General features: G+C 71.2%; 24 protein-coding genes, 1 tRNA gene and 1 pseudogene. 3 read left to right on the forward strand and 23 right to left on the reverse strand.

What is annotated here, in order from left to right; translation table 11 throughout:
* Window positions 1-94: 94 nt before the first annotated feature.
* From C1A38_RS04265 to C1A38_RS30625, 15 genes are all read right to left on the reverse strand, one after another.
* Window positions 95-1018, reverse strand: a complete 924-nt coding sequence (locus tag C1A38_RS04265; protein ID WP_102656523.1) for a Bax inhibitor-1/YccA family membrane protein — start codon at window positions 1016-1018, stop codon at window positions 95-97.
* Window positions 1019-1121: 103 nt separating this feature from the next.
* Window positions 1122-1202, reverse strand: a tRNA-Leu gene (locus C1A38_RS04270).
* 242 nt (window positions 1203-1444) lie between these two features.
* Complete coding sequence (locus tag C1A38_RS04275; protein ID WP_102656524.1) at window positions 1445-2758, reverse strand: NAD(P)/FAD-dependent oxidoreductase; 1314 nt, start codon at window positions 2756-2758, stop codon at window positions 1445-1447.
* Window positions 2759-2911: 153 nt separating this feature from the next.
* On the reverse strand, window positions 2912-3475 hold the full coding sequence (locus tag C1A38_RS04280; protein WP_502696916.1) for a hypothetical protein: 564 nt from the start codon (window positions 3473-3475) through the stop codon (window positions 2912-2914).
* 117 nt (window positions 3476-3592) lie between these two features.
* Complete coding sequence (locus tag C1A38_RS04285) at window positions 3593-4969, reverse strand: DUF58 domain-containing protein (RefSeq protein ID WP_102656526.1); 1377 nt, start codon at window positions 4967-4969, stop codon at window positions 3593-3595.
* A 6-nt stretch (window positions 4970-4975) separates the two neighbouring features.
* The gene (locus C1A38_RS04290; RefSeq protein ID WP_102656527.1) at window positions 4976-5983 is read right to left on the reverse strand and encodes an AAA family ATPase; all 1008 of its coding nucleotides are present in this window, start codon (window positions 5981-5983) and stop codon (window positions 4976-4978) included.
* Window positions 5983-6570 carry a hypothetical protein gene (locus C1A38_RS04295; RefSeq protein ID WP_102656528.1) on the reverse strand — a complete coding sequence of 196 codons (588 nt, stop codon included), beginning with the start codon at window positions 6568-6570 and terminating at the stop codon, window positions 5983-5985. The genes C1A38_RS04290 and C1A38_RS04295 overlap by 1 nt, the downstream gene beginning before the upstream one ends.
* Window positions 6567-7355 carry a DUF4129 domain-containing protein gene (locus C1A38_RS04300; protein ID WP_233196614.1) on the reverse strand — a complete coding sequence of 263 codons (789 nt, stop codon included), beginning with the start codon at window positions 7353-7355 and terminating at the stop codon, window positions 6567-6569. Before C1A38_RS04300 ends, C1A38_RS04295 begins: the two co-directional genes overlap by 4 nt.
* Window positions 7356-7373: 18 nt before the next feature.
* Window positions 7374-8114, reverse strand: coding sequence for a uracil-DNA glycosylase (locus C1A38_RS04305; protein ID WP_353505507.1), 741 nt, complete (start codon window positions 8112-8114; stop codon window positions 7374-7376).
* Window positions 8107-8793, reverse strand: a complete 687-nt coding sequence (locus C1A38_RS04310; RefSeq protein WP_102656530.1) for a dienelactone hydrolase family protein — start codon at window positions 8791-8793, stop codon at window positions 8107-8109. Before C1A38_RS04310 ends, C1A38_RS04305 begins: the two co-directional genes overlap by 8 nt.
* A 215-nt stretch (window positions 8794-9008) precedes the next feature.
* Window positions 9009-9386, reverse strand: coding sequence for a type II toxin-antitoxin system death-on-curing family toxin (locus C1A38_RS04315; protein ID WP_102656531.1), 378 nt, complete (start codon window positions 9384-9386; stop codon window positions 9009-9011).
* A complete protein-coding gene (locus C1A38_RS04320; RefSeq protein WP_013731632.1) occupies window positions 9383-9586 on the reverse strand; it encodes a ribbon-helix-helix domain-containing protein in 204 nt (67 codons plus the stop codon). Before C1A38_RS04320 ends, C1A38_RS04315 begins: the two co-directional genes overlap by 4 nt.
* A 35-nt stretch (window positions 9587-9621) precedes the next feature.
* Window positions 9622-10563, reverse strand: coding sequence for a Ppx/GppA phosphatase family protein (locus C1A38_RS04325; protein ID WP_102656532.1), 942 nt, complete (start codon window positions 10561-10563; stop codon window positions 9622-9624).
* A gap of 50 nt (window positions 10564-10613) precedes the next feature.
* Window positions 10614-10952: a hypothetical protein gene (locus C1A38_RS04330; RefSeq protein WP_102656533.1), complete on the reverse strand. Its 339-nt coding sequence runs from the start codon at window positions 10950-10952 to the stop codon at window positions 10614-10616.
* Window positions 10949-11131 carry a hypothetical protein gene (locus tag C1A38_RS30625; protein WP_146017424.1) on the reverse strand — a complete coding sequence of 61 codons (183 nt, stop codon included), beginning with the start codon at window positions 11129-11131 and terminating at the stop codon, window positions 10949-10951. The genes C1A38_RS04330 and C1A38_RS30625 overlap by 4 nt, the downstream gene beginning before the upstream one ends.
* Window positions 11132-11373: 242 nt before the next feature.
* Here C1A38_RS30625 and C1A38_RS04335 point away from each other — a divergent pair, with 242 nt between their 5' ends.
* Complete coding sequence (locus C1A38_RS04335) at window positions 11374-12192, forward strand: helix-turn-helix domain-containing protein (protein ID WP_013731629.1); 819 nt, start codon at window positions 11374-11376, stop codon at window positions 12190-12192.
* Entirely contained in the window at window positions 12183-12383 is a 201-nt protein-coding gene (locus C1A38_RS04340) for a DUF397 domain-containing protein (protein WP_102656534.1), read from the forward strand. Before C1A38_RS04335 ends, C1A38_RS04340 begins: the two co-directional genes overlap by 10 nt.
* A gap of 58 nt (window positions 12384-12441) precedes the next feature.
* Here the strand turns inward: C1A38_RS04340 and C1A38_RS04345 are convergent, their stop codons facing one another.
* Genes C1A38_RS04345 through eno form a run of 4 tightly spaced genes read right to left on the reverse strand, consistent with a single transcriptional unit; the run spans window position 12442 to window position 15504 of the window.
* On the reverse strand, window positions 12442-12975 hold the full coding sequence (locus C1A38_RS04345; RefSeq protein ID WP_233196616.1) for an amino-acid N-acetyltransferase: 534 nt from the start codon (window positions 12973-12975) through the stop codon (window positions 12442-12444).
* Window positions 12972-13529 (reverse strand): DUF501 domain-containing protein, encoded by a 558-nt coding sequence (locus C1A38_RS04350; RefSeq protein WP_102656535.1) that lies wholly within the window; start codon window positions 13527-13529, stop codon window positions 12972-12974. Before C1A38_RS04350 ends, C1A38_RS04345 begins: the two co-directional genes overlap by 4 nt.
* 22 nt (window positions 13530-13551) lie before the next feature.
* The gene (locus C1A38_RS04355; RefSeq protein WP_102656536.1) at window positions 13552-14190 is read right to left on the reverse strand and encodes an FtsB family cell division protein; all 639 of its coding nucleotides are present in this window, start codon (window positions 14188-14190) and stop codon (window positions 13552-13554) included.
* Window positions 14191-14220: 30 nt separating this feature from the next.
* Window positions 14221-15504, reverse strand: coding sequence for a phosphopyruvate hydratase (gene eno, locus C1A38_RS04360; protein WP_102656537.1), 1284 nt, complete (start codon window positions 15502-15504; stop codon window positions 14221-14223).
* Window positions 15505-15715: 211 nt separating this feature from the next.
* Here eno and C1A38_RS04365 point away from each other — a divergent pair, with 211 nt between their 5' ends.
* A complete protein-coding gene (locus C1A38_RS04365; protein WP_102656538.1) occupies window positions 15716-16402 on the forward strand; it encodes a hypothetical protein in 687 nt (228 codons plus the stop codon).
* Between the two features lie 3 nt (window positions 16403-16405).
* Here the strand turns inward: C1A38_RS04365 and C1A38_RS04370 are convergent, their stop codons facing one another.
* The 4 genes and pseudogenes from C1A38_RS04370 to mfd all read right to left on the reverse strand — a co-directional run.
* Window positions 16406-18025 (reverse strand): DUF885 domain-containing protein, encoded by a 1620-nt coding sequence (locus C1A38_RS04370; RefSeq protein WP_102656539.1) that lies wholly within the window; start codon window positions 18023-18025, stop codon window positions 16406-16408.
* Window positions 18026-18123: 98 nt separating this feature from the next.
* Window positions 18124-19116: a nucleoside triphosphate pyrophosphohydrolase gene (locus tag C1A38_RS04375; protein WP_102656540.1), complete on the reverse strand. Its 993-nt coding sequence runs from the start codon at window positions 19114-19116 to the stop codon at window positions 18124-18126.
* Between the two features lie 2 nt (window positions 19117-19118).
* Window positions 19119-19892 carry a hypothetical protein gene (locus tag C1A38_RS04380; protein ID WP_102656541.1) on the reverse strand — a complete coding sequence of 258 codons (774 nt, stop codon included), beginning with the start codon at window positions 19890-19892 and terminating at the stop codon, window positions 19119-19121.
* A 114-nt stretch (window positions 19893-20006) separates the two neighbouring features.
* Window positions 20007-23489, reverse strand: a pseudogene (mfd, locus tag C1A38_RS04385) (transcription-repair coupling factor); the annotation flags it as partial.
* Between the last annotated feature and the right edge of the window lie 477 nt (window positions 23490-23966).

Consider the following 23966-nt stretch of genomic DNA (forward strand, 5'->3'; position numbering starts at 1 on the left):
GCTGGGGTGGGCGGGGCTGGGTGGGGTGGGGGAATGACGACGGCGCCCGTTCCCTGGGGGGAGCGGGCGCCGGTCGGTCGTGGGGCGGCGAGGGTCAGTCGTCGCCCTGGAAGTAGCTCAGTAGGCGCAGGATCTCGATGTAGAGCCAGATCAGGCTGACCAGGATGCCGAAGGCGGCCACCCAGGAGTAGCGCTGCGGCAGGCCCATCCGGACGCCGTCCTCGACCTCCTTGAAGCTGAGCACGAAGCTCAGCGAGGCCACCACGATGCAGACCAGGCTGAAGCCGATGGCCAACGCGCCACCGTCACGCAGGCCGGTGTTGACGCCGAACAGCGACAGCACCAGGTTGATCATCATGACCGCGAAGAGGCCGGCCATCACCGCGATCAGACCCTTGGTGAACTTCGGCGTAGCCCGGATGACCCGCGCCTTGTAGAGCATGGTCATCACGAAGAAGACACCGAAGGTGGCGACGACCGCCTGGATGACGATGCCCGGGTAACGCGCCTCGAAGAACTTGCTGATCGCGCCGACCAGGACACCCTCGACGAGGGCGTACGCGACGACCAGCGCCGGGTTCGCCATCTTCGAGAACGAGATGATCAGGCCGAGCACCAGGCCGACAACGGCGGCACCGATCCAAGCAACACCGAGCAGTGCGTCCGGCACCAGGATCCAGGCCGCTGCGGCGGAGACGCCGACGATGGCCAGGAGCATGACCGTCTTGACCACCACGTCGTCGATCGACATGGGGGTGACGGCCTGCGGTGCCGCCGGGAAGCCCGGCGCGCCGGGGTAGCCGGCCTGCGGCGGGTACTGCTGGGGGTAACCAGGCTGCTGGGGGTAGCCGGCCTGCGGGTACTGCTGGGGGTAACCGGGCTGCTGGGGGTAGCCGGCCTGCGGGTACTGCTGGGGGTAACCGGGCTGTCCGTACGGCCCGGTGGGGGCGTACCCGGCGGCACGCTCCCGCTCGGCCGCCTGGCCGAGCCGAGCGAGTACCGGGTTCGAAGTCTTCACTGTCTGGCCTCCCTAAGGGGGTCGTGGCACGTCAACGCGCCCTATAAGAGTAAACGGCCGAAACAGTCGGGTGGACGTCGGAAGGCTGAAGGAACGCTGAGAGTGCCCGGGGCGGGGGTCGAACCCGCACGCCTTGCGGCAGCCGCTTTTAAGGCGGCCGTGTCTGCCGTTCCACCACCCGGGCGGGTGACCCCGACGCGCCGACACGCGGCGGTGCAGTGCCACGGTAGCGGTTTCCCGGCCGATACGACGTCCCGTGCGCCGACCACTCCAGCGCCGATCCAAAACGACACACGTCAACGCACCCCGGCCCCAATCGGACGACAACCGGGCGGACGCAGCTGGATGCGGCATAGGCACAGGTGTTAAAAGGGGGCCCCTGCTCTACGCGAGGCGTTAAGAAGGGGCCCTTCCTTACATGCGTTCCTACTTGCGGGAGGCTTCGGCGAACTCCTCGCGGGGGTCGTGCAGCTGCCCGAGGGCGACCACTTCACGCTTGAGGAAGAACGCCAGCGTCCAGTCGACCACCACTCGGATCTTCCGGTTGAACGACGGTATCCGGCTCATGTGGTACGTGCGGTGCATGAACCAGGCCGGCCAGCCGGTCATCTTGATGCCGTACACCTGGGCCACGCCCTTGTGCAGGCCGAGGCTGGCCACGCTGCCGGCGTGCTTGTGCTTGTAGGCGACCGGCTCGCGCCCCCGGATCACGGCCACGATGTTGTCGGCCATCCGCTGGGCCTGGCGTACGGCGTGCTGCGCACTCGGCGAGCAGTAGTTGCCCGGTGCCTTGGTCAGGTCCGGTACGGCGGCACAGTCCCCGGCGCTCCACGCGCCCTCGACCACCCGGTCGCCGTCGACCACCTGGAGCGTCGGCAGGCAGGTGACCCGCCGCCGGTCGTCGCGGGGGAAGTCGGTCGCGTCCAGCATCGGCGAGGGCTTCACCCCGGCGGTCCAGACGATGGTGTCGGAGGCGAAGCTGTCGCCGTCGGAGAGCTTGACCACCCCGTCGACGCAGGACTCCAGGCGGGTGTCCAGCCGGATGTCCATGTCCCGCTTCAGCAACTGCTGCACCGTGTAGGCGCCCATGTCCCGGTCGACCTCGGGCAGCACCCGCTGGGTGGCTTCGACAAGCACCCACCGCATGTCCGACGTCTTCAGCTCCGGGTAGTACCGCAGCGCGTCGCGGGCCATGTCCTCCATCTCGGCGAGCGCCTCGATGCCGGCGTACCCGCCACCGACGAACACGAAGGTCAGCGCCCGGCGGCGCACCTGCGGGTCGGTGGTCGCGGCGGCCACGTCCAACTGCTCCAACACGTGGTTGCGCAGATAGATGGCCTCACCGATGGTCTTGAAGCCGATGCCGTGCTCGTGCAGACCGGGAATCGGCAGCGTACGGGAGACCGAACCGGGCGCGACCACCACATGGTCGTACGCGATCTCCCGGGGCGGGCCGACGATCGGCTGCACGGTGGCGGTCTTGCGGTGATGGTCGATGCGGGTCACCGCACCGGACACGACTGTGCACCGGCGCAACTCCCGGCGCAGCGGCACCACGGAGTGCCGCGGCGAGATGTTGCCGCCGGACGCCTCCGGCAGGAACGGTTGGTACGTCATGTGCGGCTGGGGGTCGACGACGATGACCTCGGCCTCACGGGAACTCAGCTTCTTCGACAGGCGCAGCGCCGCGTAGAGACCGACGTGCCCGGCGCCCACCACAAGGATCCGCTTCGGATTCACGCCTACCATCTTTCCCCCAGCGGCAGCGCTAATCCCGTTCCCGGCCCCCTTCTGTGACCGAGCACAACCTCTGTGTGACCTGGACTACCCAGGCCACTCACGGCACTTCGGGCACCCGGGCAGGACCGCCCCAAACGGCACTCCTCCCCGTCGTCACCGGCGTTTCAGCAGCCAGGCCAGCGTCGCGGTCACCGCCAGCGCGACGAGAAGACCGGCGATCGTGACGAACTGCCAGCCGGCCGTACCCGCCCCCATGCGGCCCAACTCCAGCAGCAGCACCCCGAGCACGGCAGTGGCGAGCAACACCCAGCCGGTACGCGTGAGCCAACGCACGATCAGATCCGGGTCCACCACCGCGTCGTACGGCAGGACCGCCACCAGTGCGCAGAGGGTGTGGGTGAGGTAGAGCAGCACCGCCACAGCCATCAGCCGCCACAGGGCGACCGGCCGGTCGTACCCGTCGGTGGCCATCAGCCAGCCGCCGACGGTGACCAGCGCGGCGAAGGTCGGCCAAAACCGGCGCGGTGCCAGCGCGGGCAGCGCCGCGACCCCCAGCAACGCCGGCAGGGCCTGCCCCGCGACGACCTCGGCCGGGTACGCGAGCAGGAGGCCCGCCAGCGAGCTGACGAAGATCCCGAGGCGGATCAACACCGGGGCCAACGCGATCCGGCTCGCCACCGTCTGCAACTCCCGGATCCGACCGGTGATGCTTCCAATCACTGAGCTGGCTCTCCGTTCGCGACTGCGGGACTCCGCTGCGCTGCGTTCCTCGCGCTCACCGAGCCCACCTTTCGTTCGCGACTGCGGGACTCCGCTGCGCTGCGTTCCTCGCGCTCACCGGCCACCCACCCGGGGGGCGGTGGCCAGGCGGGCCACGTCGCGCAGGACCTGGTCGAGGCTGCCGGCGCCGGCCCACGGTACGACCGGCACGCCGTGCTCGCGTAGTTGCGCGATCATCGTGTCCCGGTCCAGCCGCCACAGCCGGTACGCCACCTCGGCCCAGCCCCGGTCCTTGGGTGGCGACAGGTCGGCCGGCAGGGTGTCCACGGCGACCACGAACCGTCCCGAACGGGCCAGCCGGGCAAGCATCTGCGCGGACCGCTCCTCCAGCAGCGGGGTGAGCACCACCACCAGGGCGTCCGCGGAGAGCAGCTGCGAACCGAAGACCTGGTCGTACGGCTCGTGCGGGGAATGCTGTGCCTTGACGTCCAGCAGCCATTCCAGGACTGTCAGGTACTGCCGCCGGCCGGTGGCCGGACGCAGTCGCCGGGCGTTCGGGCCGTACTCCAGCAGCGCCACCCGGTCGCCCCGGTGCAGGTAGTGCTCGGCGATGGCGGCGGCGGCCCGGACCGTGGTGTCCAGCACCGTGGCCTTGCCCGTGATGCCGCCGGAGCGGCCCGCCTCGGCCAGCACGTCCAGCAGGACCACCACCTCGGCGTCCCGGTCGGAGAGGGTGGCCGCCACGTGCAGTTGCCGGGCCCGCAGCGACACCCGCCAGTCGATGCGACGGAGCCGGTCACCGGGGGCGAAGACCCGTACCCCGGCCAACTCTCCCCCTTCCCCGGCCCGCCGCGAGTGGTGCGCGCCGACCAGCCCGGCCGCCCGCGGCATCGCGTTGACCGCCTCGAAGGGCTCGGTTTTCGGGTACACCGGGTTGACGACCGGTTCGGCGATCACCGCGCGGGAGACCAGCAGACCCTGCGCGGCGGCGACCCGGGCACCGGCCGGGCCGAACGGGTGCCGTCCCCAGCGCAGGGCGGTGCCGGTCAGTTCCAGGTCCACAGCGGTGTCCGGGTCCACCGAGGTGACGAACGGCCGGTCGGTCACCGAACGGCGGTCGCCGCTGCGCCCGCTGACCGCGCCACCAGCCAGGGTGGCCCGGTCGATGCGCAGCCAGGGCGACACCCGGGTACGCAGCACGGCCACGTCGTACGGGGTCGCGTCCGGGTTGCCGACGCTGACCCGGCCGACCAGTTCACCGCCCTCCACCAGGTGCCCCTCGTCGACACTGACCCACACCCGGGGCAGCTCGGTGGGGCGATTGCGCAGCGCGTACGCCGTGCCGAGGGCGAAGGGAGCGGCCAGCACGATCAGGTCCACCCGGCCCAGCAGCACCGCCGCGACCAGCAGCAGGCCGGTGAGCAGCACCGCCCGACCGAGTGCCGCAGTGGGCGCCCAGTTGGCAGGTGCCGATCGATCCGCGAGCCTCACGTCGGGTCAGATCCCCTGCCGCCCGGCGGCGTAGCTGGGCAGTGCCCCGCTGGCCGGTGCCGGGGTCTGGTCGAGGACCTCACCGACCACGAAGGACGGATCGACCCGACGCAGCCACATCTCCGGCCGCAGGGTGATCCGGTGGGCCAGGGCCGGTGCCGCCACATCCTTGACGTCCTCCGGCACCACGAAGTCCCGCCCGGAGAGCACCGCCCGTACCCGGGCCAGCAGCAGCAGGGCCAACGAGCCGCGCGGCGAGGCGCCGACCAGCACCGAGGGATGTTCGCGGGTGGCCGCGGTCAATGCCACCATGTAGCGGCCCACCGAATCCTCCACGGTGACGTCCTCCAACGCCCCCTGCATGGCCCGCAGGGTCGCCGCGTCGACCACCGGCTTGATGTCTGCCTCCTCGCGGCGGCGGGCCATCCGGCGGCGCAGCACCTCCCACTCCTCGTCCTGGGGCGGATAACCGAAGGACACCCGCAACAGGAACCGGTCCAGCTGCGCCTCCGGCAGCGGATAGGTGCCCTCGTACTCGATGGGGTTGGCGGTGGCCAGCACGTGGAAGGGCTCGTCGAGCCGGTAGGTCACGCCCTCCACCGAGACCTGCTTCTCCTGCATCGCCTCCAGCAGGGCGGACTGGGTCTTCGGCGGCGTCCGGTTGATCTCGTCGGCGAGCAGCAGGTTGGTGAAGACCGGCCCGGCCCGGAAGGCGAAGTCCCCGCTGCGCTGGTCGTACAGGAAGGAGCCGGTGACATCGGCCGGCAACAGATCCGGGGTGAACTGCAGGCGGCGGAAGTCCAACCCGAGCGCCTGGGCGAAGCACCGGGCGGTGAGGGTCTTGCCCAGGCCGGGCAGGTCCTCCAGCAGCACGTGGCCACCGGCGAGGATGCCGGCGAGCACCAGTTCCAGGGCGTCCCGCTTGCCGACCACGACCTGGCCCACCGCGTCCAGTACCGCCCGGGCGAGGTGACCGACCTCGGTGGGGGGCATGGTCCGGGCGGCGTCGTTCATCAGATCTTCTCCAGTTCGGCGACGATCACCGCGAGGTCGCGCGGTGAGGGGGTACGACGAGGCGGGGTTTCCAGGAACATCCACAGGCGGTCACCGAGCAGGGCACGGGCCCGGGTCGGGTCCGACTCACGGGTCACGCCGTGCTTGAGGCGGAGCCGCTCGTCGGCCAGTTCCGCCAGCCGAGGCAGGACCAGCGTGGTGAACCGCTCCGGGCGGGACTTCGTCCACTCCAGCGGCATTTCCCAACCGTTGATCGCGGCACGCAACGCGTCCCGGGCGTCCCAGTTGTACATGCCGTCCTCCTCGCCACCGGAACCCGAGGTGGACCGTGGGGGCTTCGGCGGCGGGGCGAGCAGGACGACGATGCGACGCACCAGCAGCAGGGTGACCACCGCAGCCACCAGCACCAGCAACGACACCCGCAGGCCGACGGCGCGGAGCCCGGCGACGAGCACCACCGTGCTGGCGGCCGCGACACCGAGGAAGGTGGCGACGGACCGTACCCGCCCGGCTGGGCGCTGCTCGGGCTGGACCGACCGGTCCTCCTCGGAGAAGCTGAGCAGGTCGTCGATGCTGGTGCTGCTCATGTCGGCACCTGCTCGACGGTGGCGGCGAGTTCACCGCGCAACCGACGCAGGGCGGCCCGCGCCTGGTCGCGGGTGTGTTCGTCGACCGGCCGGGTGGCGTAGCGGGCCTCCCGGTAGACGTTCGCGAACTCGGCGAGCACATCGGCGCTGACGATGGCCGGCACACCGGCGGAGGGGTCGCCGCGTAGCAGCCGGGTGACCAGGTCGGTCGGGGTGTCCCCGGCCAGCCGGGGCACCCCGGCCGCGGCGGCGGCCTCTTCGAGGCGTACCCAGCAGGCGATCACCGCGGTCCGGGGGTCGGTGGCGCGATCGTCCAGTTCGACCAGACCGGCGTCGACCGCGGCGACGACCTCCCGGGCGGTGCCTTCGGCGTTGCGCCGGTTGATGCCGACCGGCAGCCGCCGGGTGACCCGCCGGGCCACCGACCGCGCCACACTCCACCCCAGATAGCTGAGGGCGGCCAGCAGCGCCATCCCGAGCAGCACCACGGCCACCGTGCCGAGCCAGGCGGGCAGGGCGGTGCTGGCCTGCTCGGCGGCTTGCCGCGGCTCGGCCGGGATGGAGGGTCTGGGGTCACCGGTCGGGTATTCCAGCACGAAGGGAGCGTCCTGCACGGCGGGCGGGATCCGGCTGGCTCCGATGGAGGAATGGGTGGCGGCCAACGCCACGGCAGCGAGCAACCCGGCCACCAGTGCGACCGACCACCACCTGCGTACGAGGTCCATCCGGCCTGCCTCCGGGCCACCGGGGCGTACGCCGGGCAGGTCAGGGGTCCTGTCCGTCATCGCCACCACCCCGCAGCCTCAGTCCACCTCGGCCAACCGTTTCGCCTCGGTGAACACATCGTCCAGCATCCCTGGTGTCAGCCGTCCCGTGAAGGTGTTCTGCTGGCTGACGTGGTAACAGCCGAGCAGTTCCGGTACGGCCGTGCCGGACCAGTGTGCCCCATGGCCGAACGACGGTCGCGGGCTGGGCGCGGCGACGCCATAGACGTCCCGCGACACCGGCCACCACGCGGCCCAGGCGAAGGCGCCCAGTGCGACCACCACCCGCAGGGTCGGTCGGATCAGCGCCACCTCTCGATGCAGCCAGGGCGCGCAGGTGTCCCGTTCGGCGGGGGTGGGCTTGTTGTCCGGTGGGGCGCAGCGGACGGCGGCGAAGATCCGGGTGTGCCGCAGGGTCAGCCCGTCGTCGGCGGCCACGCTTGTGGGCTGGTTGGCCAGCCCGGCGCGGTGCAGGGCGGCGAAGAGCACGTCGCCGGAACGGTCACCGGTGAAGATCCGCCCGGTGCGGTTGCCGCCGTGCGCCGCCGGGGCCAGCCCGAGAATGCCGATCCGCGCCGCCGGGTCGCCGAAGCCGGGCACCGGTCGACCCCAGTACTCCTGGTCGCGGAAGGCGGCCCGCCTGGTACGCGCCACCTTCTCCCGCCACTGGAGCAGCCTCGGGCAGGCGAAACAGTCGCTCACCGCCGCGTCGAGGCCGGCCAGGTCGGTCGCCCGCGCGGCGCGGGCGACCACCTCGGCGGGGGTACGTGGCTCAGCCAAGCTTCGCCCGGAAGAGTTCGAGGCTGCGGGCCCAGGCGCTGGTGGCGGCGCGCTGGTCGAAGTGCTCCGGCCGGTCCTCGTTGAAGAAGGCGTGCGAGGTGCCCGGGTAGTCGTGCAGGTGGCAGGTGCCACCGGCGTTCTCGATGGCCCGGCGTACGGTCTGCACTCCCGGGTCGGCCGAGGTGCCGTCCGCCTCGGAGCAGTGCACCAGGGCGTCCTTGCCGGCGTACTCCGTCCACTCCGACCGCATGCCTTCCCAGGGCAGGCGGGGGTAGAACGCGGTGGTGGCGACGATCCGCTCGGAGAAGTTCCCGGCCCACAGGGCCAGGCTGGCCCCGGCGCAGAACCCGGCACAGCCGATCTTGCCGGTGACCTCGTGTCGGCCGGCGAGGTACTCGGCGGCTGCGGCGATCTCCCGCGCCGCCTCGTCCATCTGCGGCCCGTTCAGCATCTGCTGCGGCTCGCTCGGTTTGCCGGCCGGTTCACCGTGCCGGAAGTCCGGGGCGAGGGCGACGAAGCCCGCCTCGGCGAACCGGTCCACCACCGACCGGATGTGCGGGGCGAGCCCCCACCAGTCCTGGATGACGATCACCGCGGGACTTGCCGTACCGGTGGCCGGTATCGCGAGGTATCCCTCACCCGTACCGCCATCGCCACGGTAGGTCACCATTTCGCCCATCGGCCCGTCCTCCTAGCGGTCAGTCATCGTTGGCTGGTCGCCCAGTGGTCCTACGTGCCGGTAGCCTGCCACGCGGTGACCTCCCGCCGGAAGATGCCGAAACAGTGGCATTCACCTCCTGTTCGCATCCGTGCTGGCCGCTGCGGAAGACGTCTCAATCGGCGAGATTCCAGGAAATACCGTCCGGCATCTGCGACAGCGTTTCTGTCGAAGGCTCAGACATAGAGCTTGCGGAGCTCGCGGGCGATGTCCGAAACCTCGGTCAGGGTGCCGCTGGCCACCGACATCACGAGAGCCTCGGCCTGATCAACGTCGACATCCTGGATCGGCACCTCGTTGAGGGCCAGAAACACCCGCGCCGCCGCCCAGGCGAGACGATTGTTCCCGTCGATCAGCGCGTGGTTCATGCAGACCGAGTGCAGCAGCGCGGCGGTCTTGGCCCAGAGGTCGGGATAAGCCTCCTGGCCGAACGCCACGGTGGCCGGGCGGACCACCGCCGAAGAGAGCAGACCGAAATCACGGACCTGCGGCGTCTCACCCAACACGATCGAGGCGATCTCCACGAGGTCGTCGACCTCGAGATAGTTGATCACTCCGCCAACCGCCGCAGCAGCTCGGCGTCACGCTCGGCAACCTCCCGCGCAAGATCCCGCACGCGGGCACGATGATTGCGCGCCGAGACGTACTCCTCGACGGCCACAACGATGGTGGCGTTCATCGACCGGTGCTCCTGCTCGGCAAGCTGCTTGAGCCGTTCGTGCAGTCCGTCAGGGAGATTGACCGTGGTGACCATATGGAAATCATACCGGCCACACGCAGGGGAAGCACCTATCTCGAGGTCGCCGCCAGGCTCCAGGCGATGCCGTCGAGGATGTCGTGCTCGGAGGCGACCACCGAATCCATGCCGGCCCGCTCCATGATCACGCGGAGGACGAGGGCCCCGGCACCGATCACGTCGGCCCGACCGGGGTGCATCACCGGGATGGCCAGCCGCTGCTCACGGGTCAGGGTCAGCAGCCGCGCGGTCACCTCGGCCACCCGGTCGTACGACACGCGGGCGTGGTGGATGCGGGTCGGGTCGTACTCGGTGAGTTCCTGGGCGATCGCGACCACGGTGGTGACCGAACCGGCGAGCCCGACCAGGGTGGCCGCCTCGCGTCCCGGCACGGCGGTCAGCGCCCGGTCCACCGCGACCGCGATGTCCGCCTGCGCGGCGGCGACCTCGTCGAGGCTGGGCGGGTCGCCGTGCAGGTGCCGCTCGGTCATCCGGACGCAGCCAATGTCCATCGAGATCGCGGCGTGCACGCCCGCGTCGCGGCTGCCGACGACGAACTCCGTCGAACCGCCACCGATGTCCACCACCAGGTACGGCGACTGCGCGTCGGCGGGCAGCCCCCGCACCGCGCCGGTGAAGGAGAGCCGGGCCTCCTCGTCGCCGCTGACCACTTCGGGCGGTACCCCGAGGGTCTGCTCCACCATGGCCCGGAAGTCAGCCGCGTTCTCCGCGTCCCGGGTGGCCGAGGTGGCGCACATCCGGACCCGCTCGGCGCCCAGCTTCGCGATGTCGGCGGCGTAGTCGGTCAACGCGACCCGGGTCCGCTCGATCGCCTCCGGCGCCAGCCGGCCGGTCGCGTCGACCCCCTGACCGAGCCGCACGATTTCCATTCGCCGACTCAGGTCGACCAGGGGCGCGGTCGAGCCCGCCGACGGGTCGGGTAGGTCGGCGACCAGCAACCGGATGGAATTGGTTCCGCAGTCGATGGCGGCCACACGCGTCGTCACGTCGGTCACCCTATATAGCCCCGCAGCGCCGCGAACGCCTACTCGCCGTCGCCGTCCTGCCGGGCGTTCCGCCCCCGTCCCGCCCAACCGACGAACCGGTCGAACAACGCCGTCGGCTCGGGTCCGTCATGTGGGTTGAGGTGGTAGAGATCGCGCATGGCCTCGTACATCAGGCCGGCGAGGTAGATCGTCAGGCCGACGGCGTTGCGGTCGAACTCGGCGCGGAGCAGGAGCCGCGCCTCGGCGCAGGGCCAGGGCTGCCCGTCGACCCGACAGCACCACATCGGCCGCAGCGGGGTGTGTGGGGCGTTCACCCCGCCGGCGTACGGGCGCACAGGGTGCGGACCCCGGCCCGGCACGAGTTGAGTGGTGATCATCGTTGCCCGCCGTCCGCCCGCCACTGCTGGCCGGGGGTGAGCCAGCCGGGGCGGCCGGGGCGTTGCAGCGGCAGCGGCTGGGTGGGCTCGCGCAGCCATTCGGGCAGGTGGGTGCCGCGTCGGCGACGTGGCAGGACGGCGAGGGCCACCGTCGGGCAAAGAAACGGTCGGGTACGCACATCGGCCTCCGGCACATCGGTGATCGGGATAGGGGCCGCCCCCGGTACGGGGGAAGTCCAGGGGCGGCCCCGACACGAAATCCACCCCGTCCCTTCTTGGATAGGAGCGAATCCGTATGTGTGGGAGTCTGCATAGGACCGCAGGGACATCGATAGGTGCTCGCGGCATCTGCGCAGGTGGAAGCGGCTACAGAGCCGGTTTGACGAGACGTCGAGCGGAATTGGGCAGAGGTGAGGAATCGATGGGCAACGCGATCGACTACGTACGTGAGGAACTGCGGCTGCTCCGGGCTCACCTCGGGTTGAGTCAGGACGATTTCGGCCGTGCCATCGGCTATTCCGGCTCGCACGTCAGCTCGGTCGAGACCGGCGGCCGACCGCCCACGAAGGACTACATGCTGGCCGTCGACCGCGCCCACGACCCGACCTTCGACGCGGAGGCGGCGGAAGGGCGGTTCGGTCGAATGCTGCGGGAGTTGTCGAAGCTGGAGCAGACCCCGTCGTGGCTGCGGGAGTGGATCGAGCTGGAACGCGAGGCGGCGCTGCTGCGGTGGTACGAGCCGGCGTACCTGCCCGGCGTCTTCCAGACCGAGGCATATGCCCGCGCGACCATGAGCGACGGCCTGCTCCTACCCGACCAGGTCGACCAGCGGGTCGCGTCCCGGCTGGACCGCCAGGCGATCCTCACCCGGGACGTGCCGGTGCCGGTGGTGGCGGTACTCGACGCGATGGTGCTCCGACGGGGCATCAACGGGCGTACCGACATCATGCGGGAGCAGCTCGAACAGTTGGTCAAGATCACCGAGCTGCCGCACGTGCAGATCCTCGTGGTGCCGGAGGAGACCGGGCTCTACTCTGGGTTGCAGGGAGGGTTCATCCTCGCCACGCTGAGCGACGGCTCAGAGGTGGCCCACCTCGACCACCAGGTCCGGGCGCAGATCGTCAACCACACCGACGACCTGGCCGCCCTGCAACGGACCTGGGAGGCGGTCCGGGGTGAGGCGCTCCCCCGCAGGCAGTCCCTCCAGCTGATCAAGGAAGCGGCGCAGACATGGACATGACAGATGCCAGGTGGCGCAAGTCGAGCTACTCCGGCAGCAACGGCGGGTCGTGCGTGGAGGTGGCCGACAACCTGACCGGGGTCGTGCTCGTCCGCGACACGAAGGACCGAGACGGCGGCACCCTCGCCTTCACCCCGACCTCCTGGGCGAGCTTCATCGCGCTGGCGAAGACGATCGACCCGACCGCCTGACCACCCCGACGCTGAAGCCCCCGCCCAGCCGGGGGCTTCAGCGCGCGGCATCCCAGGGTCAGAGCCGCAGCAGCATGCGGGTGTTGCCCAGGGTGTTCGGCTTGACCCGTTCCAGGTCGAGGAACTCGGCGACACCCTCGTCGTAGGAGCGCAGCAGCTGCTCGTAGACCGCGTGCGGCACCGGCGCACCGTCGATCTCGGTGAAGCCGAACGAGGCGAAGAAGCTGGTCTCGAAGGTCAGTACGAAGATCCGGGCCACGCCCAGCTCGCGGGCCGCGTCGATCAGCTCGGCGACGATCCGGTGCCCGATCCGCCGTCCCCGGCAGGACGGGTCGACGGCGACGGTACGGATCTCGGCCAGGTCCTCCCACATGACGTGCAGCGCGCCGCAGCCCACCACCCGGCCGTCGCTGACCCGGGTGGCCACCCGGAACTCCTGCACGTCCTCGTAGAGGGTCACGGTGGCCTTGCTGAGCAGCCGCCGATCGTCGGTGTAGGTGTCCACCAGCCGCCGGATGGCCCGTACGTCGGCGGTGCGGGCCCGCCGGATCACGATGTCGTCGGGCACCGCCTGGGTCGCCTCGGCGGTCACTCGCTCTCCGGCACGTCGACGCAGCGCCCGGCCGCCCACCAGGGCTCGATCAGGTCGAGGGTCTCGTCACCGAACGGGTTGACTCCGGGCCCGGCGCCGAGCGCGTGACCGAGGTGCACGTGCAGGCACTTCACCCGGCCCGGCATGCCGCCGGCCGAGATGCCGGCGATCTCCGGTACCTCGGCGATGGCGTCCCGGCGGGCCAGGTAGTCCTCGTGCGCGGCGCGGTAGCGGGCGGCCAGTTCCGGGTCGGTGGCCAGCCGGTCCGCCATCTCGCGCATCAGCCCGGCCGACTCCAGCCGGCTGCACGCCGCGGTCGCCCGGGGACAGGTCAGGTAGTACAGCGTCGGGAACGGGGTGCCGTCGGCCAGCCGGGGGGTCGTCTCCACCACGTCGGGCAGGCCGCAGGGGCAGCGGTGGGCCACCGCGCGGGTCCCCCGGGGCGGGCGACCGAGCTGCGCGGCGACCGCGGCCAGGTCGGCCTCGGTGGCCGGCTCACGCTCGGGCGGGGGTACGGAAGCCGCCGCCGGCTCCGGCGGTGGTACGACAGTCACGGTGCCATCTCTCGTTCGGTGCTCATTCGTCCAGCTGCGCGTCGGTCTCGACGTCGGTCCGCGCGGCGTCCGCGGCCCGCACACTCGACCAGAGGGTTTCGTACCAGGCGTCCGGTTCGACAGGTGCCGTCGGTTCCCCGCTCTCGCCCGCGTCCCGGGCCGCCCCTGCCGGATCCTCCAGCAGGATCACCATCTTCTCGCCGGGCCGGTGCATGAAGAACCGCTCCCGGGCCTTCGTCTCGATGTACGCCTTGTCCTGCCACTTCTCGGCCTGGGTGGTCAGCTCGGCGATCAGCTCCCGTTGGGCCGCCTGCGCGGCCTCCATCCGTTCGATGTCCGCCTGCTGATCCAGGTAGACCCGGACCGGATAGGTGTAGGCCAGCGCCAACGCGATCAACACCGCGATGAGGACGGTGGCGCGTCCGGTGAGACCTCGGGGTCGGGGGGCGGCCAGCCGGGTCACCCCGCCGGCCGCCGCCCGCCTGGCGGCAGGCCGCTTGGCGGAGCGTACGCCCTCGGCACCGCGAGCGGCCGACGGCGCGCGACCGGCGGTACGCGACTGCGCGCGCACCCCGCCGTCGCGGACCGTGCCCCGGCCGGTGCCAGGGCGAGCCGGCCGGCGGGCCGGTCGCTGACCACCCGGCGTGCGGCGCTGGTGCATCACACCCCTCCCCCGAGGTCTCGCATCGGCTCAGGCGGAACGGTAGCGCGGGAAAGCGCCCGCGCCGGCGTACCGCGCCGCGTCGGCCAGCTCCTCCTCGATCCGCAGCAGCTGGTTGTACTTCGCCACCCGGTCCGAACGGGCCGGGGCACCGGTCTTGATCTGGCCGCAGCCGGTGGCCACCGCGAGGTCGGCGATGGTGGTGTCCTCGGTCTCGCCGGAACGGTGGCTCATCATGCACTTGAAGCCGGCCCGGTGGGCCAGGTCGACGGCGTCCAGCGTCTCGGTGAGCGAGCCGATCTGGTTGACCTTCACCAGGACGGCGTTGGCGGCCTTCTCGGCGATGCCCCGGGCGATGCGCTGCGGGTTGGTGACGAACAGGTCGTCGCCGACGATCTGCACCCGGCCACCGATCGCGGCGGTGAGCGTCTGCCAGCCGGTCCAGTCGTCCTCGGCCAGCGGGTCCTCGATCGACACGATCGGGTACGCGTCGGCGAGCTTGGTGTAGTACTCGCTCATCTCCTCGGCGGTCTTGGCGACCCCCTCGAAGGTGTACGTCCCGTCGGAGAAGAACTCGGTGGCCGCCACGTCGAGGGCGAAGACGATGTCGGTGCCGAGCCGGTAGCCGGCCTTCTCCACCGCCTCGGCGATCAGGTCCAGCGCGGCGGCGTTGGTGGGCAGGTTCGGGGCGAAGCCGCCCTCGTCACCGAGCCCGGTCGACAGGTCCTTCTTCTTCAGCACCGACTTCAGCGCGTGGTAGACCTCGGCACCGGAACGCAGCGCCTCCCGGAAGCTCGGCGCACCGATCGGCGCGATCATGAACTCCTGGATGTCGACGTTGCTGTCGGCGTGCGCCCCACCGTTGAGGATGTTCATCATCGGCACCGGCAGCAGGTGCGCGTTCGGCCCACCGAGGTAGCGGAACAGGCTCAGCTCGGCGCTGCCGGCCGCGGCCTTCGCCACCGCCAGCGAGACGCCCAGGATGGCGTTGGCGCCCAGCTCGGACTTGTTGTCGGTGCCGTCGATGTCGAGCATCTTCTGGTCGATGACCCGCTGCTCGCTGGCCTCGTAGCCGATCAGCTGGTCGACGATCCGGTCCTCGATGTTGGCGACCGCCTTCTCCACTCCCTTGCCCAGGTAGCGGCCCTTGTCACCGTCGCGCAGCTCGACCGCTTCGAAGGCGCCGGTCGAGGCGCCGGAAGGCACGGCCGCCCGGGAGATCGTCCCGTCGTCCAGCCCGACCTCGACCTCGACGGTCGGGTTACCCCGCGAGTCCAGGATCTCCCGAGCCTCGATTACCTCGATGGTTGCCACTGAGTCGCTCCTCTTGTGTGGTCTCGTCCGGTATCGGCCGCGACGGTGCGGCTGAGGCAGGTGTGTTGAACGCAGCGTATCGGTCACCGCCTGCCCACACCGCGACCGGGCCGCACTGGTCCGTAGGGACGGGTCGGACATTCCCGGATTCTCGTGCGTCAACCGACAACGGGTTTGCACGAGCGGGATCCGATCGATCAGGCTGGTCACCATGCCCGCCCCCTCGGCCACCCTTCGTGCGCTCGCCGCGTCAGTCGTCGTGTTGCTCAGCGTCACGGGCTGTCAGGCTCTGGACGACGCCGGGCGGGCCATGGGGCGGACCGACATCGTCAACGATCTGGCTGCCCGGATGAATCGGGCGCTGGAGCTGACCTACTCGGCGGAGTACCAGCTCGGCGGAGGGCGGACCGCCCTCATCGCGCAGGACCCGGACCGGTCGGCGTACGAGTGGCCGGGCGGGAAGCTGACGGCCACCGCCGAGGCGACGGCCCGCTGCGACACCGAGGGCAAGCGTACGGTCTGCACCCTGCACGCCCCGCCCGCCGCGGACAGCAACCCCTCGACGGTCGTCTACGCCGCCGCCGAGCGGGAAGGTCTGGTCACCCCGCCGATGGTGATGGGGTTGCTGACCGCCGCCGGCCTGGACCCGGGCGCGGTGATCACCCAGAGCGGCACCACCGTCGCCGGTCTCCTCGCCACCTGTGTCGAGGTGCAGCAGGCCGTCGAGAACTTCTCCGCCTGCGTGACAGGTGAGGGAGCGCTGGGCAGCTTCACCGGCCGGGTCGACGGCGAGCCTGTGGAACTGGCGCTGAGCCGATTCCAGGAGCAGGTCGACGGGGCGACCTTCGAGCTGCCGCAGGGCGCCGGGATCGTGGACCGCCGTCGGGCCGGCTCCTGAGCCTCAGCACCCCAACAGGGTGCGCAGGTGGCGCGGCGGTGGGCAGTTGTGGGCCAACATCGCGTCGTGCCAGTCGCGGAGCGACACCTCGGCCGGACGGGCGGCGGCGATCTCCGCCACCTCGCTGTAGCCGACGAAGTAGGTCGACAGCTGAGTGGAGGTGAGCAGGGCACGTCGCCACTTGCCCGCCGCCTCGCCCTCCTCCTGGAAGCCGCGTCCGGTAAGCAGCGCCATCGCCTCGGCCTCGGGCAGCTCCTCGGCGTGCACCAACTGGTCGAGCAGCGCGTTGAGGGTCATCCGCAGCTGCATCTTGAGCTGCTGCAGACGCACCGGCAGACCACCGAAGCCGTGCTCGGACATCACCTGCTCGGCGTAGACCGCCCAGCCCTCCACGAACGGGCCGGAACGGGTGAGCGCCCGTACCCGGGTGGAGCCGACGTGGCGGCGGGCGTGGGCGAGCTGAAGGAAGTGTCCCGGCATCGCCTCGTGCACGGTCAGATTGCGGATCATGTGGTCGTTGTACTCGCGGTAGAACGAGTCCACCCGGTGCGCCGGCCAGTCCGCCGGGGTGGGCGCGATGCAGTAGAACGTGGGCACCTCGGCCGTCTCCAGCGCACCGGGCGCGTCGCAGTAGGCCACCGCCACGCCCCTGGCGAACTCCGGCATCACCTGGATCACGCACCTGTCGTCCGGCACCGTCACCAGGTCGTGGGCGCGGACGAAGTCGCTCGCCTCGTCCATGGTGATCGAGGCCAGGTCGACGATTGTGTGATCGTCCGGATGTTCAGCGGCGAGCAGGTCCAGGGCTCGGCGTACCGCCTCGTCGTCGGCCGGGCCGCCGACCAGTTCGACCGCCGCCGCGCGGATCTCCTCGCCGACCCGGTCCAGGTTCGCCCAGGCCCGGCGCTGGATCTCGGCGGCGCTCAGCTCGGTGTCGAGGGCGTACCACAGCCGCGCCTCCCACCGGCGGCGGCCCAGTCGCGGGTCGCGGCCGGGCCCCGCGTCGGCGGCCAGACCGACGCGCAGCCAGGCGACGAACTCCTCCAGCGCGGCGATCGCGCCGGTGGCCGCCGGCTCGACCTGGTCCAGCAACGCCGGTGCCTGAGCGAGCAGCGCCGGCACCTCGTCACGGATCAGCGCGGCTGCGCCGGTGAACTGCCCGACGGCCGTCTCGGCGTGCACGCGGGGCATGTCACGCAGCGTCGCGCGCGCGGTGGCCAGGGCATCCGGTACGGCGGTCAGCCGGCCGACAAGCGCGGTCAGCCGTTGCTCGGCCGGCGCGTACGGCCGGACGAACAGCCCGTTCAGCAGTGGCCCGGGGTTGTGCACGAGCGGATTCCACTCGTGTTCGCGGATCTCGGTCAGCTCGAACAGTTGCCGGTCGACGAGCGTGGACAGCAGCGCATGATCCACCCGCTCCTCGACATCGAGGGAATCCCCGTCGATCTCACACAGCACACTCGCCGCGTCGACGAGCATCGCCCGGTCCCCCGCGACAGCGTCAGCACTCAGATCCGGCAACCGATCATCGAACCGATGATCCCCAGCCACCCCGGCCAACCCCGGCCGACTGACCAGCAGCGCCTCGACGATCCGCTCCGCCACCACCTCGAACCGCTCCATCCCCCGACCCTACCCACCGGGCCGACCCCCCGACGCCACGCTTGTCGATCAAGAGCTTTGCGTCTGACAGGGCAGCGATTCAGACGCAAACTTCTTGATCAACTCGACGGGGTGGGGGGTTGGGGTGGGGGTTCGGGGGTGGGGAGGGTTTTGGCGTAGGTGAGGGTGGTGTGGCGGAGGGCGGATTCCGGGTTCAGGCCGGCGGCGTGGGCGTTGGCCACTGTGGAGAGGAGGGTGGCGCCCAGGGTCTGTTCGGGGGTTGGTTGGGTTTCGGGGGTGGGGAGGGAAGCGATGAGGTTGGCGCGGGTGGCGCGTTCCAGGATCTGGGTGGCCAGGGAGAGGGCCGGTTGGCTCAGGGCGACGCCGTCCAGCACCGACTTACGAGCCTTCTCGGCCTGCTTGATCCGCTCCCAGTTGGCGGTGATCTCCTCCAGGCTGCCTGCCTCGGCACCGGCGAAGACGTGCGGGTTACGGCGGATCATCTTGTCGACCAGGCCACCGGCCACGTCGTCGATGGTCCACCGCTCGTCCTCGGGCAACTCCTCGGCCAGCCGGGCGTGCAGCACCACCTGGAGCAGCACGTCGCCCAACTCCTCGCGAAGCGAGTCGGTGTCCGAGGCGGCGATCGCGTCGTACGCCTCGTAGCACTCCTCCAGCAGGAAGCCGGCCAGGCTCTGGTGGGTCTGCGCCCGCTTCCAGGGATCGCCGCCGGGCGAGAGCAGCCGGTCCAGCACCGCCACCGCGTCGAGCAGCCGGGCGCCTGGCGGATCCCAGGAGCCGTACATCAGCTCCATCTCGGCCAGGCCCGGCTCCCGGGCCAGCCGCAGGCCGAGCTCCCGGGCCAGCGCCTCGTCACCGGCCGGGCCGGCCAACCAGACCACCGTGTCGTGCGCCGCTGCGGCGTCCAGCAGCGCCGGCACCACCGGGCCGTCCGGCACCCGCACCTGCCCGCCCGCCGACCGGATCGCCGTGGTCAGCTCACTCTCCGCCCCGGCCAACACCACAGCGGCGCGTACGACATCCCAGGCGGCTGCCGTCAGCAGACCGGCCGGCAACCGGGGTGAGGTCACCAGCAGGACGATCCGGGGCATGCTCAGCCGTGCCCGTGGCCCGCGTGGTCCCCTTCGTCCGCGTGGTCCGCCGGCTGCGGCTTCGGGGTGGAGACGTCGGTGACCGCCGTGGAGGCCGGCTCACCGAGCGGCACACCCACCGCGACGATCGGAGTCGCACCCGAGAAGCTCAACACCGGGAACACCAGCGGACGGTAACGGGGGTTGACCGTCACGTCGTACGCCTCGACCGCCTCGGCCAGCGAGTTGCGGTTGGCCAGCGCGTAGCGCAGCTGCTCACCGTCGAGCTGGCCGGCGGCCTCCTCGACGGTCACCTCGGCCGGCACCGCGCCGGCCCGCTTGCCCGCGTTGACCAGCTCGGTCAGCTCCTGCTGGGTCGGGGCCACCGGCTCGCCGACCGGAATGCCGGACAGGCAGCTGTAGAGCTCGGCGGTGCGCCGCACGTACTCGGTCTCGGGGTTCATGCCGACACCCTGGGCGATCTGCGCGGGATCGACGACGTTCTGGGGCCGGTAGTTCTCGGCGGCGGAGACCCGCTCGCACACCTCGCTGAGCACCAGAACGCTCACCACCTCGCTGCGCCCGGGCAGCCGCGGCTGCTGCCCCGGCATGGCCGCGTCCTCCTCGGTCGGCGCCGGGTTCTTCGTCCGCGCGTCGTCGATGAGCGCGGTGACCGCATCCTCGGTGATCGAGTGATCACCGATGTAGGCGGCGACACCGGGTTCGGAACGACACGCGGAGAGGGCAACCAGGCCGACCGCCACGCTGGCGACGGCGACAAGACGGCGAGCACGCATTCCGTCACTCTCTCATGACCGGTTCCCGCCCTGCCTGGGAGGGTTCCGCCGGAGCCGACTGGTGGGTCAGCGGGCTCCGGCAGTCGCGGATCAGCGGGCTCCGGCGGTGGCGGGTCAGCGGGCTCCGGCGGTCGCGGGCTGGGCGGCGGTGGGGGCACCGAGGACGTCGGAGAGCAACTGGGCACACCAGTCCAGCAGGGCCTGGTCGCGCAGCGGCTCCCCACCGATCCGGCGGGTCGTCGGACGCGGAACGCTCACCTGGTCCAACGCGGTCTTGTAGACCGAGTCGGGGTGGTAGCGCTTGAGCCGCATCTGCTTCGAGTCGGGCAGCGGCAGCGGGCTGAAGCGCAGGTGTTTGCCCTGCACGCTGACGTCGGTCAGGCCGTAACGGCGGGCCAGCAGCCGGAACCGCGCCACCGCGATCAGGTTCTGCACCGGGGCGGGCGGTTCGCCGTACCGGTCGGTCATCTCGGCGGCCACCTCGCGCAGCCGCTCCTCGTCGCGGGCCTCGGCGAGCTTGCGGTACATCTCCAGGCGCAGCCGTTCCACACCTACGTAGTCGTGCGGCAGGTGCGCATCCACCGGCAGGTCGATCTTGACGTCGGTCTCCTCCTCGGGCTGCTCGCCCTTGAACGCGGAAACCGCCTCGCCGACCATCCGGACGTACAGGTCGAAGCCGACGCCCTCGATGTGACCGGACTGCTCGCCGCCGAGCAGGTTGCCGGCGCCCCGGATCTCCAGGTCCTTCATCGCCACGTACATGCCGGCACCCAGCTCGGTGTGCTGGGCGATGGTGGCCAGCCGCTCGTGGGCGTGCTCGGTGAGCGGCTTGTCCGGCGGGTAGAGGAAGTACGCGTACGCCCGTTCCCGGCCCCGGCCCACCCGGCCCCGGATCTGGTGCAGCTGGGCCAGGCCGAGCAGGTCGGCCCGCTCCACGATCAGGGTGTTGGCGTTCGGGATGTCGATGCCGGATTCGACGATCGTGGTGCAGACCAGGACGTCGAACTCCTTCTCCCAGAAGCCGACCATGACCTTCTCCAGGGCGTCCTCGCCCATCTGGCCGTGGGCCACCGCGACCCGCGCCTCGGGCACCAGTTCCCGCAGCTTGCGGGCGGTCCGCTCGATCGACTCGACCCGGTTGTGCAGGTAGAAGACCTGGCCGTCGCGGAGCAGCTCGCGGTGGATCGCGGCGGCCACCTGCCGGTCGTCGTACGCCCCGACGGCGGTGAGCACCGGGTGCCGCTCCTCCGGCGGGGTGGCGATTGTCGACATCTCCCGGATGCCGGTGATCGCCATCTCCAGGGTTCGCGGGATCGGGGTGGCCGACATGCTCAACACGTCGACCGCGGCCCGCATCGACTTCAGGTGTTCCTTGTGTTCGACGCCGAAGCGCTGCTCCTCGTCGACGATCACCAGCCCCAGCGACTTGAACCGGGTGGAGGCCGCCAGCAGCCGGTGAGTGCCGATGACGATGTCGGCGGTGCCGTTGGCCACCATCTCCAGCGTCTGCTCGGCCTCCTTGGGCGTCTGGAACCGGGACAGCTGCCGGATGGTCACCGGGAACTGGCTCATCCGCTCGGCGAAGGTGTTGTAGTGCTGCTGCACCAGCAGGGTGGTCGGCACCAGCACCGCCACCTGCTTGCCGTCCTGCACCGCCTTGAACGCCGCGCGTACCGCGATCTCGGTCTTGCCGTAGCCGACGTCGCCGCAGATCAGCCGGTCCATCGGGACGCTCTGCTCCATGTCCCGCTTGACCTCGTCGATGGCGGCGAGCTGGTCGGGCGTCTCCTGCCAGGGGAAGGCGTCCTCCAACTCCCGCTGCCAGGGCGTGTCCGGCCCGAAGTTGTGCCCCTTGGACGCCTTGCGGGCGGCGTAGAGCTGGATCAGCTGGGCGGCGATCTCCTTGACCGCCTTGCGGGCGCGGGCCTTGGACTTCTGCCAGTCCGAGCCACCCATCTTGTGCAGGGTGGGCTGCTCGCCGCCGACGTACCGGCTGAGCTGGTCGAGCTGGTCGGTGGGGACGAAGAGGCGGTCGCCCGGCTGGCCGCGCTTGCTCGGGGCGTACTCGATGACCAGGTATTCGCGGGACGCGCCGTTGACCGTGCGCTGCACCAGTTCCACGTACCGGCCGATGCCGTGCTGCTCGTGCACCACGTGGTCGCCGGCCCGCAACTCCAGCGGGTCGATGGTGTTGCGCCGCCGGCTCGGCATCTTGCGCATGTCCCGGGTCGAGGCACCCCGACCACCTGTGACGTCGTTGCCGGTGAGCAGCACGAACCGGGCCGCCTCGTCGACGAAGCCACCGGTCAGGCTGCCGCAGGTGACCAGCAGCTCGCCGGGGGCGGGCGCGGCCGGCACCTGCTCGGTCAGCCGGGCACCCAGGCCACCGTCGCGCAGCACCTCCACCGCCCGCTGGGCGGGACCGTGCCCCTCGAAGACCAGCACGATCGACAAGCCTTCGCCGGCCCACCGCTTCAGGTCGTCGACCACCCGGGCCGTCTCACCGTGGTAGAGCGGTGCCGGCTGGGCGGCGAGCGTCACCGCGATCGCGTCGTCCGGGGTGACGTCGACCGTGTCCGGTGCGTCCTCCCAGGGCTCCCGGGCAGCCGCGGCACCCGGCTCCGCCAGCCCGAAGGGGGACAGCGTCCACCAGGGCTGGCGCAGGGTCGCGGCGTGCGCGCGTACGTCGGCCAGGGTTCGGAAGGCGGCGGCGCCGAGGTCGATCGGGGCCTTGCCTCCGACGGCGGCCGCGGCCCAGCTGGCCGCCAGGAACTCGTCCGAGGTACGCACCAGGTCGTGCGCGCGGGTGCGGATCCGCTCCGGGTCGCAGAGCAGGACGTGGGCGCCCCTGGGCATGCAGTCCAGCAGCAACTCCATCGAGTCCGTGCCGATCAACGCCGGGGCGAGGGACTCCATTCCCTCCACCGGTACGCCGCCGGCCAGCTTGTCCAGGATCTCGGCCAGCTCCGGGTGCTGCTGCGCCAGCGCGGCGGCCCGCTCCCGTACCGCCGGGGTGAGCAGCAGTTCCCGGCAGGGCGGCGCCCAGAGCTGGGCGACCTGCTCGATGGTGCGTTGGTCGGCGACGGCGAAGGTGCGGATCTCCTCCACCTCGTCGCCCCAGAACTCGACCCGCGACGGATGCTCGTCGGTGGGCGGGAAGACGTCCAGGATGCCGCCGCGCACGGCGAACTCGCCCCGCTTGGTGACCAGGTCGACCCGGGCGTACGCCATGTCGGTCAACCGGCGGGCGACCTGCTCCAGGTCGGCCTCGTCCCCGGCGGACAGCCGCACCGGCTCCAGGTCACCCAGCCCCTTGAGCTGCGGTTGCAGCAGCGACCGCACCGGCGCGACGACCACCCGCAACGGCCCGGTACGCCCGTGCGCGTCGGTGGCGTCCGGATGCGCGAGCCGGCGCAGCACCGCCAGCCGGCGGCCCACGGTGTCCGAGCGCGGCGAGAGCCGCTCGTGCGGCAGCGTCTCCCAGCTCGGGAAGATCGCCACCTGCTCGGCCGGCAGCAGCGTGCCCAGCGCGGCGACCAGGTCCTCGGCCTCGCGGCTGGTCGCCGTCACCGCCAGCACCGGCCGCCCCGCGCCGCCACCCTGCTTGCCGCCGCCCTGCTTGCCTGCGCCCTGCTTGTCGCCGCCCTGCTTGCCGGTTCCGGTGGCGGGGTCGGCCGCGACGGCGGCTACCGCGAACGGGCGCAGCGCCGGTGGGGCGGTCAGGTCGAGCCCGTCGACCTGGGCCGCACCGGAGCGCGCCAGGTCACGGACCCGCGCCAGACCGGGGTCGGCAAGGGCGGCGGCGAACAGTCCGGTGAGCGCAGTCATGATCACTTCCGAGACGCGAGGACACGACGAGCACCCCGCGTCCGAACGGACGGGGGGTCATACCGGTCGACACTATCTCTCCGGGGCGACGATCCCGCGCCGTCCACGGCTGTTGCCGTGCTCGGGCTCACCCACGCGCACCGGAGAACATTGACGCTGTCGCCTGTCTGTGATCGGCTTCCCACGCTGGATGTCCGTATCCGTCTGACACCGGAGTACCGTGACCAACCCGCCACCCGGCTATCC

It is taken from the genome of Verrucosispora sp. ts21 (assembly GCF_002879555.1).
GTDB classification, from domain to species: Bacteria; Actinomycetota; Actinomycetes; order Mycobacteriales; family Micromonosporaceae; genus Micromonospora; species Micromonospora gifhornensis.